The sequence below is a fragment of the Bradyrhizobium sp. GW821-FHT13H06 genome (assembly GCF_058803975.1).
In genome coordinates this window covers 32055-46747 of sequence record NZ_JBXAPN010000020.1, presented here as the reverse complement: position 1 = coordinate 46747, position 14693 = coordinate 32055, and the positions used below count along the sequence as shown (strand labels likewise).

15 protein-coding genes are annotated in these 14693 nt (G+C 60.8%); 8 read left to right on the top strand and 7 right to left on the bottom strand.

The window, feature by feature from the left end:
- Positions 1-140: 140 nt before the first annotated feature.
- The 4 genes from AC1RQP_RS39895 (at position 141) to AC1RQP_RS39880 (ending at position 3689) form a co-directional block, all read left to right on the top strand.
- Complete coding sequence (locus AC1RQP_RS39895) at positions 141-647, top strand: IS110 family RNA-guided transposase (RefSeq protein ID WP_492943208.1); 507 nt, start codon at positions 141-143, stop codon at positions 645-647.
- 336 nt (positions 648-983) lie between these two features.
- Positions 984-2000, top strand: coding sequence for an IS110 family RNA-guided transposase (locus tag AC1RQP_RS39890; protein WP_492943206.1), 1017 nt, complete (start codon positions 984-986; stop codon positions 1998-2000).
- 419 nt (positions 2001-2419) lie between these two features.
- Complete coding sequence (locus AC1RQP_RS39885) at positions 2420-2956, top strand: hypothetical protein (RefSeq protein WP_492943204.1); 537 nt, start codon at positions 2420-2422, stop codon at positions 2954-2956.
- Positions 2957-3449: 493 nt separating this feature from the next.
- Positions 3450-3689 (top strand): PilZ domain-containing protein, encoded by a 240-nt coding sequence (locus AC1RQP_RS39880; protein WP_492943214.1) that lies wholly within the window; start codon positions 3450-3452, stop codon positions 3687-3689.
- A gap of 60 nt (positions 3690-3749) precedes the next feature.
- On the opposite strand, the gene AC1RQP_RS39875 is transcribed toward AC1RQP_RS39880, so the two are convergent.
- The gene (locus AC1RQP_RS39875) at positions 3750-4373 is read right to left on the bottom strand and encodes a hypothetical protein (RefSeq protein WP_492943202.1); all 624 of its coding nucleotides are present in this window, start codon (positions 4371-4373) and stop codon (positions 3750-3752) included.
- 49 nt (positions 4374-4422) lie between these two features.
- Positions 4423-5013: a hypothetical protein gene (locus AC1RQP_RS39870; RefSeq protein ID WP_492943200.1), complete on the bottom strand. Its 591-nt coding sequence runs from the start codon at positions 5011-5013 to the stop codon at positions 4423-4425.
- Between the two features lie 1387 nt (positions 5014-6400).
- On the opposite strand from AC1RQP_RS39870, the gene AC1RQP_RS39865 reads away from it, so the two are divergent.
- On the top strand, positions 6401-6607 hold the full coding sequence (locus tag AC1RQP_RS39865; RefSeq protein ID WP_492943198.1) for a hypothetical protein: 207 nt from the start codon (positions 6401-6403) through the stop codon (positions 6605-6607).
- 214 nt (positions 6608-6821) lie between these two features.
- Here the strand turns inward: AC1RQP_RS39865 and AC1RQP_RS39860 are convergent, their stop codons facing one another.
- Positions 6822-7229 carry a hypothetical protein gene (locus AC1RQP_RS39860; protein ID WP_492943196.1) on the bottom strand — a complete coding sequence of 136 codons (408 nt, stop codon included), beginning with the start codon at positions 7227-7229 and terminating at the stop codon, positions 6822-6824.
- A gap of 15 nt (positions 7230-7244) precedes the next feature.
- A complete protein-coding gene (locus tag AC1RQP_RS39855; protein ID WP_492943194.1) occupies positions 7245-7445 on the bottom strand; it encodes a hypothetical protein in 201 nt (66 codons plus the stop codon).
- Between the two features lie 383 nt (positions 7446-7828).
- Between AC1RQP_RS39855 and AC1RQP_RS39850 the strand changes: the two genes are divergently transcribed.
- The 3 genes from AC1RQP_RS39850 (at position 7829) to AC1RQP_RS39840 (ending at position 10914) form a co-directional block, all read left to right on the top strand.
- Entirely contained in the window at positions 7829-8056 is a 228-nt protein-coding gene (locus AC1RQP_RS39850; protein WP_492943192.1) for a hypothetical protein, read from the top strand.
- Positions 8057-8071: 15 nt separating this feature from the next.
- Complete coding sequence (locus AC1RQP_RS39845) at positions 8072-9343, top strand: diguanylate cyclase domain-containing protein (protein WP_492943191.1); 1272 nt, start codon at positions 8072-8074, stop codon at positions 9341-9343.
- Between the two features lie 542 nt (positions 9344-9885).
- Positions 9886-10914 carry a diguanylate cyclase gene (locus AC1RQP_RS39840; RefSeq protein WP_492943189.1) on the top strand — a complete coding sequence of 343 codons (1029 nt, stop codon included), beginning with the start codon at positions 9886-9888 and terminating at the stop codon, positions 10912-10914.
- 339 nt (positions 10915-11253) lie between these two features.
- Here the strand turns inward: AC1RQP_RS39840 and AC1RQP_RS39835 are convergent, their stop codons facing one another.
- The 3 genes from AC1RQP_RS39835 to AC1RQP_RS39825 all read right to left on the bottom strand — a co-directional run bounded on the left by AC1RQP_RS39835 (position 11254) and on the right by AC1RQP_RS39825 (position 14670).
- Positions 11254-11574 (bottom strand): DUF736 domain-containing protein, encoded by a 321-nt coding sequence (locus AC1RQP_RS39835; RefSeq protein WP_492943187.1) that lies wholly within the window; start codon positions 11572-11574, stop codon positions 11254-11256.
- A 773-nt stretch (positions 11575-12347) separates the two neighbouring features.
- Complete coding sequence (locus tag AC1RQP_RS39830; protein ID WP_492943185.1) at positions 12348-13283, bottom strand: DUF2493 domain-containing protein; 936 nt, start codon at positions 13281-13283, stop codon at positions 12348-12350.
- 340 nt (positions 13284-13623) lie between these two features.
- Positions 13624-14670 carry a DUF7146 domain-containing protein gene (locus tag AC1RQP_RS39825; protein ID WP_492943183.1) on the bottom strand — a complete coding sequence of 349 codons (1047 nt, stop codon included), beginning with the start codon at positions 14668-14670 and terminating at the stop codon, positions 13624-13626.
- Positions 14671-14693: the final 23 nt, after the last annotated feature.

Sequence of the window (14693 nt, the reverse complement as noted above, 5' to 3'; positions counted from 1 at the left end):
GTGGTGATCACGATGCTCTGGAATGGGTGATCACGATCGCCTGGAATCGGTGATCACGATCGGCTGGAACGCGCACGCTTGCCCAAGGCGCGACTCCATCCGTCCTCCCCGATGCGATCCGCAGCTGTGTCGAGCTGATCATGGGCCAGATCGACGATCTGCAGACACGCGTCCGGACTATTGAGAAGGCCATTCGCACGAAGCATCGCGCAAGCGACGTCAGCCTACGGCTGCAGACGATCCCTGGAATCGGCGTGATCACGGCGTCCGCTATCACTGCCACCATCGGCGACATCAAGGTCTTCAGATCGGGACGGCATTTTGCGGCCTGGATCGGCTTGGTGCCGCGGCAGTCCGGATCCGGCGGCAAGGTCCATATGGGGAAGATCTCGAAGAAAGGCGATGCGTATCTGCGCAAGCTCCTCGTGCTCGGTGCCACCGCCGTGATCCGCTATTGTCGCAACAAGCCCCAGTTCGCAGCTTGGATCAATGCACTCCTTCAGAGGCGGCCGGCGCGCGTGGTCACGATCGCGGTCGCCATCAAGATGGCGAGGATCGCATGGGGTGATGAGCCGCGGCGAGACGTTCCGTCAGGAAGCCTCCGCCATCGCATAAGCGGAAGCGGCCGGAAAGCGAAAGAAAGTTAGCTGCCGAGTGGGATGATCGAATTGGTGAGAGCGACGACGACGTAATGGCAACCGGTCGAGACCGAGGATTGGGACAACCCGTACCTGTGCATGCGCATCGAGCGCGTCAGTAGTGGCTGGGACCCGATCCGCGGACTACCATTAGGGCCCGCGGACAAGGAATCCGCTTCGATGAGGCCGGACCGATGACCGCACCCCGACCCCAAGTCGCCAAAGCGTCGAAAAAGTTCTTGCCATGCGGGCGCCATCCACCGATGATTGTGTGGATGACACCCACTCCACGGCATCAGTGTGCCAGAATGTTGCTGATAGCAACTAGGAGGGGAGTCATCCACAATGCATCCTACCATTATCGGCCTCGATCTCGCCAAACACATTTTTCAGGCGCATGGCGTCGATGCTGCAGGCAAAGCCGTTCTTCGTAAGAAGCTCCGCCGTTCAGAGTTGATCGCATTCTTTGCCAAGCTTCCGTCCTGTGTGGTTGGCATGGAAGCTTGCGGCACGGCCCATTACTGGGGCCGAGAGCTGACCGCACTGGGTCATCAGGTCAAACTGATGCCTGCGGCTTACGTCAAACCCTATGTTAAGCGCGGCAAGAACGACGAAGTCGACGCCGAAGCCATCTGCGAAGCTGTCACAAGGCCGACGATGCGGTTTGTGCCGATCAAGAGCGCCGAGCAGCAATCGATCTTGATGCTCCATCGTACCCGAGATCTGTTCGTGCGCCAGCGCACTATGTTGGTCAACTCGCTGCGCGGTCAGCTTGCCGAGTTTGGCCTGATCGCTCCCAAGGGGGTATGGCGTGTTCCAGAGCTCGAGGCTCTTGCCCAGGACGGCGAGCTTCCGGAGCCGGCTCGAGCCTGCGCCGAACTGATCCTGATGCAGATCGAGGATCTGCAGTCGAAAATCAAAGCGATCGAGCGGACGATCCTGGCTCGCCATCGCGCCAATGAACTGAGCTTGCGGCTCGCTACCATCCCCGGAGTTGGGATCATCACGGCGACTGCGCTGGTGGCGACTGTCGCGAATGCCAGCGCCTTCAAGTCGGGGCGTCACTTCGCGGCCTGGATCGGGCTGGTGCCGCGACAGAATGGCAGTGGGGGCAAGATGGCATTAGGCGGGATCTCCAAGAAGGGAGAGCCATATTTGCGGCGGCTGCTTGTGCTCGGCGCGACCGCCGTCGTTCGCTACGTCCGCAACAAGCCCGAACTGGCCGGATGGGTCAACGCGCTGCTGGCCCGGCGGCCAGCGCGCGTAGTCACCGTTGCGGTCGCCAACAAACTCGCACGTATCGTCTGGGCCATCATGCAGCGCGGCGGCACCTTCCGAGAACGGCCGTTCGGAATCGCGTAGAGAAAGATGGCTTGGCGATGAAGTGAAGCGGCGACCGCCGCGCTACCGTACAAACTAACGAACACCAAGTTTGGCAAGGGCAATGACGACGTGATGGCATCCGGTCGACATACCGAGGATCAGGACACCCCGAACCTGTGCACGGACTTTGAGTCCGTCAACGATGATTGGGGCCCGATCAGCGGACAACCATCAAGGCCATGCGGTGATGAGAGACCGCAAGCAAAGGCCGGACAGATGACCGCAACGACCAAATGCTATAACGTCAGAAAAGCTCGGGCCATGTGGGTGTCATCCACAGATGCACAGGTGTGATCCTCCAAAAGCTGCATCATTCCGCAGAGGGATGCAGAGCTTTGCAGAGACTTGCAGAGGCTTCTTCCGCTACTTAGATCCTCCTGACATGCGGAGAAGTCGACATGCCGAATAACAAGGAGCTTGAGGCGGGGCTGAAGGCGATGACCGAGGACTTCCACCTGCCTAACGGGGGACGGAAACGGCTGTCGCGGCTTGTCGCCAGCCACCTGTGGTGGTTCGACGCTGCCGAACGCCGCGGCATGAGCTGGCGTGACATGATCGGCGCACTGACCGCCGCCGGCGTGAGCGGTAAAGGAGGACAGCCCCTCAGCGTCGGGACATTGTCGTCCACAGTCTGGCGCGCGCGAACTGAAAAGGACCCAGGGGAAGACAATCAGCGCCGGCAACAAGGCTTTGAGTCGGAAGCGATCCAACCGCATACGAAGGCGCCGGGAAAACCAACCCGCCGTTCAGGCGCTCCGTTGCGGCAAAAAAGACGAGCGGCACCGCCTCAGGACGTCATCGATGCCCCGACCGATCGCCGGACTTCGAGTTCGCCGCCGCGATTGACCGATGGAGAGCGGGCACAGCGGGCCAACAAGGACGTATTGACCTTTATGGACAGGGCTCTGAAGGTCCGTCGCCGATCGGAAGTTTAATTCCGGCCGCTCTTTTGAGGAGGAAGAGCGGTGTATGCCCGGAGCTGATTCCTCCAATCACTAGAGGGGCTCCGTTGACTTGATGCTGACATTGCCATTGCAATACTCAGTCAGAATCACGTCGTCAGAGGCCTGCTTCAGAATGTCCGAGGATCCAGAGACGATCGGGCTCCGCCCTATGGTTGTCGATGGCGAGGTCCAGGTTGACGACTATGAAGTGGTCTGGCGCGGACTTTCGATCGGAAGAATCCTGAAGCAGCCGCACACTCGTCACTGGTGGTGGGGATGCAATGTCTATGGTCAGAATCCCACGCCCGGCGGCAGGGGAGTCGCCATTGATTTCAGGGACGGTCAGGTGCGGTTCAAGCTTGCATGGGCCAGGATCAGACCGACACTGACGGAGCAGGACATTGCGGCGGCGGCCCAGCACGCGGAAAGGCTCGCCCAGCAAAGGCTGTCCGAGAAGCCGCAGCCCGAAGTGCCGCTCCAGGTTCTGCACAACCAGCGCGCAGCACCGCGCCAGCGTGTGCTGAAGTCCGGTATCATCGAGTTCAATGGCGGCGCCATCGATTGCGTCGTACGAAACATCTCCGACACGGGCGCGGCGCTCGACGTGGCCAGTCCGCTAGGCATTCCGGCGGAATTCAATCTGCTCCTGTCTGGAACGCGCGCGCATCAACGTTGTCGAGTGGTCTGGCGTCAAGAAAAGCGAATTGGTGTTACATTTGAATGAGACCGGCAGACGCCACTGCACGAACAGACGGCGCATCAAGCCTGGCCTCAACCGGCGAAGCTAGGTCCTCCTCGTTGAGGCCGAGCGGAAGATCTTCTGCATCACTTCTGTGACCGAGCCGGCGCTGCACCAGATGTCCCCGCTCACCCGGTGATCGTGCCCGTTGGCCTCCTCGAACTTATACGACTGTTCGAAGGCCATATATGCATCCGAGGATGGCATCACGTTCAATTCGGCAACCAACTCGAAAACATCCACCGCAACGTTGAACAGGCAGGGCTGAATATTGACGATCGATCCGTACCTCTTGAAGGCTGCGAACGCCGACCGGACCTGTTCGCGGTACCTCCAATCGGTCTCCGTTGCGGCCTGCTCGATCAGGTCTGCCGGCACCAGACAGACAACCAGCAAATCGGTGGTCATTGGCGGGAGATCGCTGACTGGAATGATCTTGATGTTATGGACGAGCTCGACGTGGTGATGAAAGAGATTTCTGAGGGCTTTGAGTGCGATGAAATTGCTCGACGCAAACAGATTTCGTCCAACATCCTTTTGGAGTTTGTCGTTCAGACCATGGAGCCCGTTCAGCAGATTGAGGAGCGTATCCTGATCCGGCGCCACGCTGTGGCTGAAGTACAACAGGAAAAAGCGATCGATGGCGGCGGTCAGAGAATCCAAGCTCATTGGCTGTCTCTTCGAAGGTGAGGCAATATTGGTGCGTTTCCCAGGTCGGCTACCGAGCGGGCCCGCGCCGCCCGTCCAGATCGAGTTCTGGGAACTCGTTCGCGCAGGCGAGCACTCTTCGGCGAATGGCGGCGTCGTCGCCATGGGTCCCGAGCGTCAGATAAGTATTCACATCGTCCCGCCGGGCATACACGATCCACTGACCTGTCAGGCGGCGAGATCCACTGCGCTCTCGATAGCCACCGATGACGAATTCGTGGATCAGCGCGCCGATGAGCTTGTCGTCGGGAATTGCCGCCTGACCGATGTTCTTTGCGGCATGCACGGCAAAGTCATTCGCCCGCCAGTGGTTCCAGACGTTCTGATGCAGGAATGACGCCTGATTGTAGTGCTTGTGCCAAAGCCCCGTCAGCGGCGGCCGTACAAACATGGTGGGAGGCTTAGTTAGACTTGGGCGCGCACTCGGCGCTCCCTCCAGCGCGGCGATCTCATCAAGGAGCGCGAACATGTTGCCGGAACGGCGCTCGAACATCTCCGCAAGTTCTTGGACAAGGACGGTCGAATAGCGGCCCGTCATCAAATGGAGATCGAAATTCTCTCGAATGTAGCTGGTCGTACTGCAGCGGACGTCGTGTTCCATTGATCGAATTATACTTAGCTGTCTGCTGGAACAAAATCCTTGTGTGCAGTTTGTAACAGATTGGAACCCAGAGGCCGGGGAAGGGGAGCCGTTACCGAGCGTCCGATCATTCTCGTCGTTGAGGATGAATATGAACTACAGGCGATACTGGATGAAGCCCTGACCGAGAGCGGATTTGCGCCTGAAATCTTGTCTTCGGCCGAGGAAGCTCTCACGCTCTTTCGCGACGCGTGAAGGAGTACAGGGCGCTTGTTGCTGACGTCAATCTCAGGGGTCGGCTTAGCGGCTGGGAGATTGCCCGACAAGTGCGCGAAAAAAAGCCTGCTTTTCCTATCATCTACACGACGGCCGCGTCTGCGCACGAATGGCCGTCGCATGGTGTGCCCAACAGCATTCTGCTGACGAAACCATTTGCGCCGGCCCAGCTCATCACTGCACTGTCTCCCGGTGTAGGGTTTGCAGCCCCGTGCCGGGCCTATCTATTCGGCCCTACCATTTGTCTTGCTCGGCAGAGGCTCAACTTGCCGAACGACTGTCATGCAATTGGGGCGCTCGTAGGAGCTGAGCATGTAGGAGGGCGTGAATTCGATCGGTTCGATCAGGATCAGTCTACGGCTCACGTCGCACTGAACGCATCGAGGCGGGGTGCACATGCAGTCTCCTCGATTGGAGCGTATCAGAATAACTAGGTCGACGACGAAGCTGGCTCCAGCACAACTCAAAAAGCGCCCGCGGCCGCTGACCGGTCACTCCCAATGCCCCTGCCAACGCAGTAGACGTGATCGGAGCCTATCGAAGCGCAGCGAACCACTGCAACTCAGGGTTATTACGCATGAAAACTATCGCTGAGGGAACAAAGGCTCTACGCGCATTGCCCCACGATGAAGGATGATCAGCAGTCAGCACTCGGGTCCCCGTCCCCCATCATCGGTCGCGCGTTTCTTGCGACGACGGCTGTCAGCATGGCTGCGATGGTGATGGTGCTCACACTCCTGATCCAATAGCCCCCCACAGCGAAGGCTGGATGTCGCAAGATCGATGGCCGCCCCCCGGGCGCGCATCGCGGCACGATTGATGGTGGCGGGTTTCATCGTGGCTGTCGTTGGAGCTGGACTTGCGGCCGGACCATTCGCCGCCATGGCGACCTTCGGAGCAGGTCTGCTCCTGCTTGGCCTCGCGCTCGGCATCCGGGGCCGTAGGACCTTGGCTCAAAGCCGTAAGCATGCCTTCTCGGCACTTCCTTACAGGCTCCCAACCTGTCGCTGGGCTCTTCTAGAGCCCGACTGATACGCCGCGAAAATCGTGCCGGTCCGGCGCAGGTATATTGACCTCGACCGCCGCGTTGTAATCAACTGCCACTACTTCTTGTTGTGGAGGTGGTAGCGTCATGGAGCATAAGTTTTACCGCGGGCTGGCGCAGCGCGTGCGCGACATCGCCGAACGCGTCGACCCGTTCACCAAGCGGCGTTTGTTAGAGCTCGCGGAGCAATACGCACTCAAAGGCATCCGGCCGGAGCCTGCCCCGAGAACCGAGAGGGCGTTGCCGATCCCCAACCCTCATCTTCACGTGGTGCGGGGTCCCGAAGAGGGGTGATGTTGCTGACCGACCGCTCGTCCGCGCCTAGATGAGGCAGGTCGACATGATGTGACAGGTCTCCGGTAAAGGCAGGCGCCCGATGCCGTCACGCATCTGGAGATCGCGTCGCTTCGAGATCGCCTCACAAAATGATCTTGCACGCGCCGTCAGCTTGGCTGTCAGTCATTGCTTGATGGTCGTTCCCATTGGTCGATCCAGCGCAAGAGCCAGCTCAGGAAGCTTTTGCCCGCGCCCTTTCGCGAGCGGCCTGCCGACGCTGGCAACGGTTGCGTTTACCCGGGCGCGCCATGACCGGAAGCGGCAGCGGGGATGTCGCGGGATGGGACGCGTCAACATGAGTTGCCACGGTCGCGGTCTCCGGAGCTGGATGACGGGCTTCCATGACGTCCAATACCGCGCGCCCCTTGTCGGTGATCCGCCACCCGCCGTTCATGCGCTCGATCAATCCTTGCGAAAAGATGTCTAGATCCGGAACGCGAGCAGCCAAGCGTTTGGTACGCTCGGCCCAATCGGGGCCGCTGGTTGCCAGAATCGCCATGTCACGCTTGAGGTCCGTCATCCCCGCGAAGCCGCCGGGATAGCTCACCAGGATCTTCAGGACTGTGACCTGGAAATTCATCCCCGCCTCTTGCGACTATCGCCACATGGTCGGCGCGTCTGAGAGAGCTTCGCGGCCGACCTCTTTGAGCCGGTCCGGCGAGGTGTCCCCATTAGTGGCGGCTTCCAGAATCTTCGAGGCGACATGCGTGCGGGCACCCGTCTCGTGACGCGAAACGTTTTCGCAGACCTCATCGAGGACCGCGCGCAAAAGCGCGGTGGTAGCGGCATCAAACATGAGAGATCCCCAGCGGAAAATCTTACCTTAGGAAATCGCTTTCGGCGTCGCGTTCAAGAGCGCAAAACTGTCGTTAAAATTTCTGGAATTCTTAGTACCTCCGGCCGGCCGTTGCAACGACCGCTGAGCTTGGACTTCGCGTCGCCTCGACCAAGGGCAAGCGGAGAGAAGCTGACGAAATCGCCGAGACTGGGCCCAGCGAAGGAGCGTACCCAGCCGGAGACGCCGTACACTGCGCCCGTGTAGCACGTGGGCTGCAGCGCCTCGGAGGCGGACAGCCGCCCCGCGCGGTATGCATGCCGCCGGTGCATCGGTCCTCGCGCTAAAGCAGAATGGCCGCAGACCAACGGCCTGCGGCCCACCGGCTAGAAATATAAATCATAATGAAATACGCCAGCCCCGGTGCTGAGGGAAAGTTAAGCACGTTTTCGGTGCATTTTGGATTCCGTGAATCTACGGGAGTTCTGCCAAAAGCGGGTGTGGCCGGGTCGCAGGACTTGCAATCATCGATCGCCAGTTCAACCCTTCTTAAGCAAACAAGCAATTTGCCTAAAGTCGGCGCGTCTCGTTTAGCGAAATCGAAGCCGGAAGCGACCATCGTCGAGCACTAATTTCAGTTCTTCGATTTGGCGACCATCGCCGCAAGAAACTTTGTCGACAGGAAGCCCGAGAGCACGCTGATGCAGTCGGATTCGAGAATCTACAGCCTCCCGCGCTGGCGCGTGACGCGATGGCTCGCCGACTGCGGCGCGGACGTGCCCGAGGACATTCGGGTCGCGCTGATTGGCAATCTGTACGGCACGCTGCCGGTCTTCATCGGTGGCTTCCTGAATACCCTTCTGGTTGCTGCAGCTATTGCCACGCGCTCGCCGACTCCGTTGTTCATCGCGTGGCTCGCGATCGAAATTGCGATCTGCCTGACGCGGCTCACTGTGTTGGTCGTCGCCCGTCGCCGGGCGCTGAGGCATGACGCTACGCCGACCGACATGAACCTGGTGCTTTCGATTGCCTGGAGCGGCAGTGTCGGCTATGGGGCGCTGATTAGTCTCGCGACGGGCGACTGGGTGGCGGCAACGCTCGCCTGTGTATCGGCCGGAGCGATGGTCGGCGGCATCTGCTTCCGCAACTTCAGTGCGCCGCGGCTCTGCGGAGCCATGATCGTGCTGAGCTTGGGGCCGACGATTCCGGGCGCTCTGATGGCTGGACAGCCGCTCATGCTGGTCCTCTTGTTCCAGATCCCGATGTATCTGGTGGCTATGACCATGGCCTGCTTCAAGTTGAACCGGATGCTGATCGCCACGATGCGTGCCGAACGCGAGAACGATCGGCGCCCGCGACATGATGAGCTTACCGGGCTTGCCAATCGAGCGGGGCTCGTTGGCGCCCTTGAGAAGCGACTGACAACGCGAGGCAGCCGAGGCGAGACGCTGGCGCTGCTCTATCTCGATCTCGACGACTTCAAGGTGGTCAACGACACGCACGGTCACGCCGCGGGCGACCGACTGCTGCAGAGCGTGGCCGAGCGCATGCGGGGTCTTCTGCGGGAAGGCGACCTGCCGGCGCGCCTCGGCGGTGACGAATTCGGCGTGCTCGCCGCGGGCTGCACTGAGGAACAAGCAACGGCGTTTGGACGGCGCCTGGTCGAGGCGATCGGAGCTCCGTATGATCTAGACTGCGGTGCGCGGGCACGCGTCGGCGCGAGCGTCGGCATCGCGATGGCCCCCGAGCACGGGAACAGAGCGGCCGATTTGCTGCGGGCCGCCGACGCCGCGCTCTATCAGGCCAAGTTCGCCGGCGGGTCTCGTTGTGAAGTTGCATCCGAAGACGACCTAGTGCGGTTACGCCGGCTTCTCGCGCGAAGTGCTGCCGAGCCGACTCGCCAAAGCGCCGCAGCGTGACCAGTTGTCGATCGATCTGCGCTCGTCCTCCCGTTGCAGTACGGTCTGCGAAGTTAGAAGCTCGTTAACCGCTCGGTCACATGGTGAGGTCGTGTTCGCCGACCAAAGGGTCTGTCCATGGCTGAAGCTCCCGCTTGCACTCTTGCAGCGTCGGCAGGCTACTGCGCGATGTCTCGCCAGTGACGCCGGGTTACGAAATCCGATCATTCGAGTGCCCCAATGCCGGACAGTCCTGCGGCTAGTCTCCAAATGTCAGTCGGGTTCGCCTGAGGCGGCGGACTGATCGGGAGCGCGTCGAGAAGAACTAAATTTCCGCTTGGCGCCGTGGCGGGAGGTCTTCGGCACGAAACCTCTCTCCGCCTGTGGGCATTCCTTCGCAACGTGTTGCCGAAAACAGCCAGTCATCCTAGAGCTACATCCGACGGCTTGAAATAATCGGTTTCTTTCACTTCCTTCGTCTGAACTGCGAGAATGCCGGGAAGCGCAGCGCGCGCGTCTCTCGCGAGTGACCGACCCGGCGCATCATAGGGAGGCGCTCGCAGATGCAGAGCCTGGACGACCTCGAACCCGACCACGCGGCTTCCGTCTCCAGTCATGCCCTCCAACTCATGGCCGAGTTGGAGGTACCGGCGACACCTCCAAATTTTACCGTCTGGTTTGCTTACGTTCTTGGCCGCTCGGCCGCGCTGCGCAAGACAATCGACATCCTGCGCTCGAACGATCGCAAGTTTGACAAGGCTCTCAATCGCGAACTCTACAATACCTTCCTCAAGTCGACTGGCTCAGTCGGAGAGGTTGCCCAAACCATTTCCGGCGAGCTCGACGCAATTCTTGTCAATGTACGAAACGACGTTGCAGGCGCGATCGCCGATAGTGCAGCGCATTCCGAGGAGTTGATCGAGGTCGGGCGGACGCTTCGCACGGCCAATGACCCACAACTTGCCCTGAAGCGGTTGACTGACGAATTGACCAGAGCGACGGAACGTGCGTCTGCGCTGGAAGCGAAGCTCGTCGAAGCGTCGGGCGAGCTTGGCGAGCTTCGGACGTCACTCGAACAGGCGGAACTCAGGTCGCGTACCGACGCTCTGACCGGGCTTGCCAATCGCGGGGCAATGGAGAGCTTCCTTCGCACCGCCCAAATCAATGCCATGGAGCGCGGCGACTGCTTGAGCGTGTTCCTGATCGACGTAGATCATTTCAAGAAGTTCAACGACACCTACGGACATCAACTGGGCGACCAGGTTTTGCGGCTGGTCGCAAAGTGCCTTCAAGAGGGCATCAGGGACGGCGACCTCGCAGCCCGTTACGGCGGAGAAGAACTCATCGGTATTTTGCCGGGCGTCCCGCTCACAATCACTCAGGAGATCGCCGAAAGAGTGCGCACCAGAATTGCCAACGCTAACGTCAAGAAGCGGGCAACGGGCGAGTTGATCGGGCAAGTGACGATTTCGGCCGGCGTTGCCCAATTCAAACCCGGCGAGAGCTTCGAGGCCCTCATTGAGCGATGTGACCAGGCGCTCTATCGGGCGAAGCAATCGGGTCGGAACTGCACGATCGCTTCCGATGACTAATCACATCGGCATCAGAACAATCGTCGAGGGGAGTTCGCCCGGATCGTCCGACGGCGGAAGCCACAGTTCGTCGAGCAGCTACACGGCACTCAGAGGCAAGCGCCATGCCGAACAGAACCGATCGCCGGCTCCCCTTTTTACGCACTCCGGTCAAACGCAGCGCTCGCCGAAACCTGGCTCGAGCAACCCGAGCGGCTCGCAACTGCGCCAACTCTTTTGCGCCGCGCGGTGGTCCCGCGCTCGGGCGGCGACTTGAAGCCGCCGCGTGGATCGCTTTCGCGATCGCCGCATCAAAGAAACCCCGCCCGGCGGAGCCGGGCGGGCTTGACTGAGCGTCTCTCAGTCGGCGCTCTTGCGCGGCCGCGACCAGAGCAGCGTGTAACCTTCGCCGCCTTCGTCATCGAACAGGTTGGCATAGATCGGCGAGTTGAACGAGGGGTCGTCGAGCTTGAGCGAGAGGTAGTCGCGACCTTCCTCGGAGCGCTTCGACCACGCTGCCCCGATCTCAGCTCGGCGAACGTACACGCGGTGGCTCGGAGCATTGTCGTTGGAGCGATTGGGCTCGGCAACGATGCGGACGCCCTTGGCCTGCAAGCTCAGCGTGACGATCTCTCCCTGAAAATCGTTGCCGACCTTCTTGAACGAACCGATGATAGCCATATCAAGTCTCCTTGCGTTGTTTCGGACCGCGACCACCGCGGCCTCGATGGCGATGACCAGGCCGAATGACGATCGGCGACGCACCCGCTTGCGGGCCGCAGCACAGCGGAGGACGCCGGTGAAGCGACTTTCTTGTCTCGCGAGGAATGGGCTTTAGCCCAGGGGAAGAAAGTCGCATCAACGGCGTTGCGGCTCAGACGGTCGAGGCACAGCCGGTCTTCGGCCAGATCAAGCCATCAAAGAGGCGAGGTGTTCGCGTGCTGAACAACATTGAGAGGAGACGTGACTGCCGTCGGTCGTACGATACAAGAGGTCGGTTCGTTTTCAGGTGGAAGAAGAGAGAGCACATGCAGAGTGGACGAAGCATTCGCCAAGCAAAAACGCACCTGCAAACAGGCTCCGATCTAGCACATAGCGCGCCGAAGGGTTGGGCATGGTGGTTACGAAGTGCTGCGAGGAAGGCCTGCGTCGGATCGACCGGACATCACCGCGCGTAACGATCGAAACGACAATCGATGAGGCGAAGGTTATACGCTGCTCTGGTTGCGGCCGCGAGCGCAATCGAAGACTCGTTCAAGCCCGCACCGGTCTCGTCGGGCGCAATCTGCGGAGACAGTAATCGGCAATCCCACGGTGGCATCAAGGCGAGATCGTCTGGATGCAGGCGGAGGTTTCGTGTGATGCCGATGGTCGGCACAGTTAGCAACGCACGCGAGTTTCTCGGAGCGTCCTTGCAGTTGCCACGGCATGAGGCGCGAGGCTCGATAGCGGCGCTATGCGCCGCCGTCGCCAAATTTCCAGACCGGGATTCCCATGCGCCTCGCCTTGTCAGCGAGGTTGTCCTGAATTCCCGTTCCCGGGAACACGATGACGCCGATCGGCATCATCGTCAGCATGAGATCGTTGCGCTTGAATGGTGCGGATTTGGCGTGCTTCGACCAATCCGGCTTGAATGCGACTTGCGGAACCTTGCGGTTCGTCGCCCATTTGGCCGCAATCAGTTCGGCTCCCTTCGGCGAGCCTCCATGCAACAGGACCATGTTGTTGTGCTTGGCGTGAACCTTGTCGAGGCGATCCCAGATCAGATGATGGTCATCGAAGTCGAGGCCTCCGGTCAGTGCGACTTTGGGCCCGACCGGAACGAGCACCTCAGTCTCGGCACGACGCTTTGCGGCGAGAAAGTCTCTGGAGTCGATCACCGCCGAAGTGACCGAGCGATGGTCGACGAGCGACCCGGATCGCGGGCGCCACAGCGAACCTGTGTGGGTTTCGAATTGTGCCATGGCCTGTTCGCGGAAGAGCTCCATGCAGTTGCGACGTTCGATCAACGAGAGTCCTTCCGGGATAAGTCGCTCGAGTTCAACCGACCGCACCTCAGAGCCGTCCTGCTCGAGTTGGCTCCTGCGTTGAGCTTGCTCGTTCTCGTCGAGCTGGCGCTCGATCCGGTTGACCGCTCGATGGAACAGATTGACCGTCGACCAGAGCAGATCTTCCAGGTCCGGCTCCATGCGGCTGTCGCTCAGGGTTGCCACGAAGGCATCGAAGATATCGGCAACGGCCGCTGCAATCGTCTTGCCTTCGGGAAGCGGCCTTGGATCGGGCTCATCGCTGAATGGTCGGTAACCGAAGAGTTGCAGTTCGGTCAGGACGTGGTGAAGCTGGGATGAGCCATGCGGCGGTTCGAATTCGGTGTCGTCACGATCGGTCATGGGACGAGGTCCTCCGTGGATCGGCCGCGACCATCGCGGCCTTCGTGGCGATCACTCAGGCGGCGGGCGGGCCGGACCAGAACCCGAAGCAACGCGGAGGGCCGAAGCGACAGCGGAGGATGGCAGGGCGCGGCTATTTTGTTTCGCGATGCAAAGGCGGATTGACCGATCGCTGTTGATCTGCACGGTGACCACCGCCGGCGGAAAATAGCCGCGATCCTGCCATTGCCGGTCCGGCCCGCCCGCCGTCCGATCGCCCTCTAGAAGGCCGGGCGCGGCCCTCTCACAACGACGCCTCGCCTTGATCGGGCTGTCGACTCCGATCGCGAAGAGCAGGCGCTCATGCCGTTATCGCGACCGCTGACGGCATGAAGCGGACGACATCCGCAGGCGCAAGCTGAATGCGCAAGGTTGCTCGCAGCTCATCAACGCCAAAGGTGCGCAGATCGTCGTTGAAATCGTCAAGCCGGGGGGATAGTGGGATCGCCTCGATGCCGGCAGCTTCTGCCCGCCGCGCCAGAGCGGTTGCGACCGTCCGTCCGGCAGCATCGGCATCACGGGCGATGTAAAGCCGGCGCAGGTTCGGTGGAAGCAACATAGCCGCGAGATGGTTGGCCGATAGCGCTGATGCCATTGGCAAGGTCGGCAGGGCACAGCGCAAGGAGAGCATAGTCTCGATACCCTCACCGGCGGCGAGGACATCATGGGCCTGTCCAAATCGGACAGCGTTGCCGAGCAAGAGGCCCATCGCGCGGCGTGGCGTGGCGATCGGCGCCTTGCTGCGACCGGAGGGGTCGAGCCAGGTGCGGTGAACGCCGGTGATGACTCCATCGAGGGTGGTGACCGCGGCAATCACGGCGGGCCAGGTCTCCGTTGGCAAGTGCTGATCCGGCCTGTAGTAGCAGCGCGGATGGAAGCGAAGGCTGGTGAGTTCATGCAAGGCCGCAATGCCGCGCGTCCGGAGGTACGTTTCGGCAAGCGTGCCATGAATGGGCTTCGACATGGCAAACAGCCGTCGAGCCGATTCCGGCGAACCGATGGCAGCGGGTGGGAGCGGCGATTTGGAGTCCACTTCGGGCTGCGGCAGACTGAGAAAACGCCGCGCCTCGGCAAGGACATCGCGGAATTCAACGAGGCCGCAGCTTTCCCTGATGACGTCAAGCAGATCGCCGTGTTCGGCGGTCGCGGCATCCGTCCACTTGCCGGCCGCTCCCCTACCCCCATGACGTGGACGCAGCCGAACGAACATGGACCGGCCGCGCGTGTTGTGAACGTCACCGACGACCCAATAGCGGCCAACGCGGCGGCCGTTCGAAAGATAGTGCCGGCAGACCAGTTCGGCCCGCTCGGCAAGCCGGCGGGCGAGATCGGATGCTCGGGCTGACATAATTGATCTCCAAAAAAGAAGGC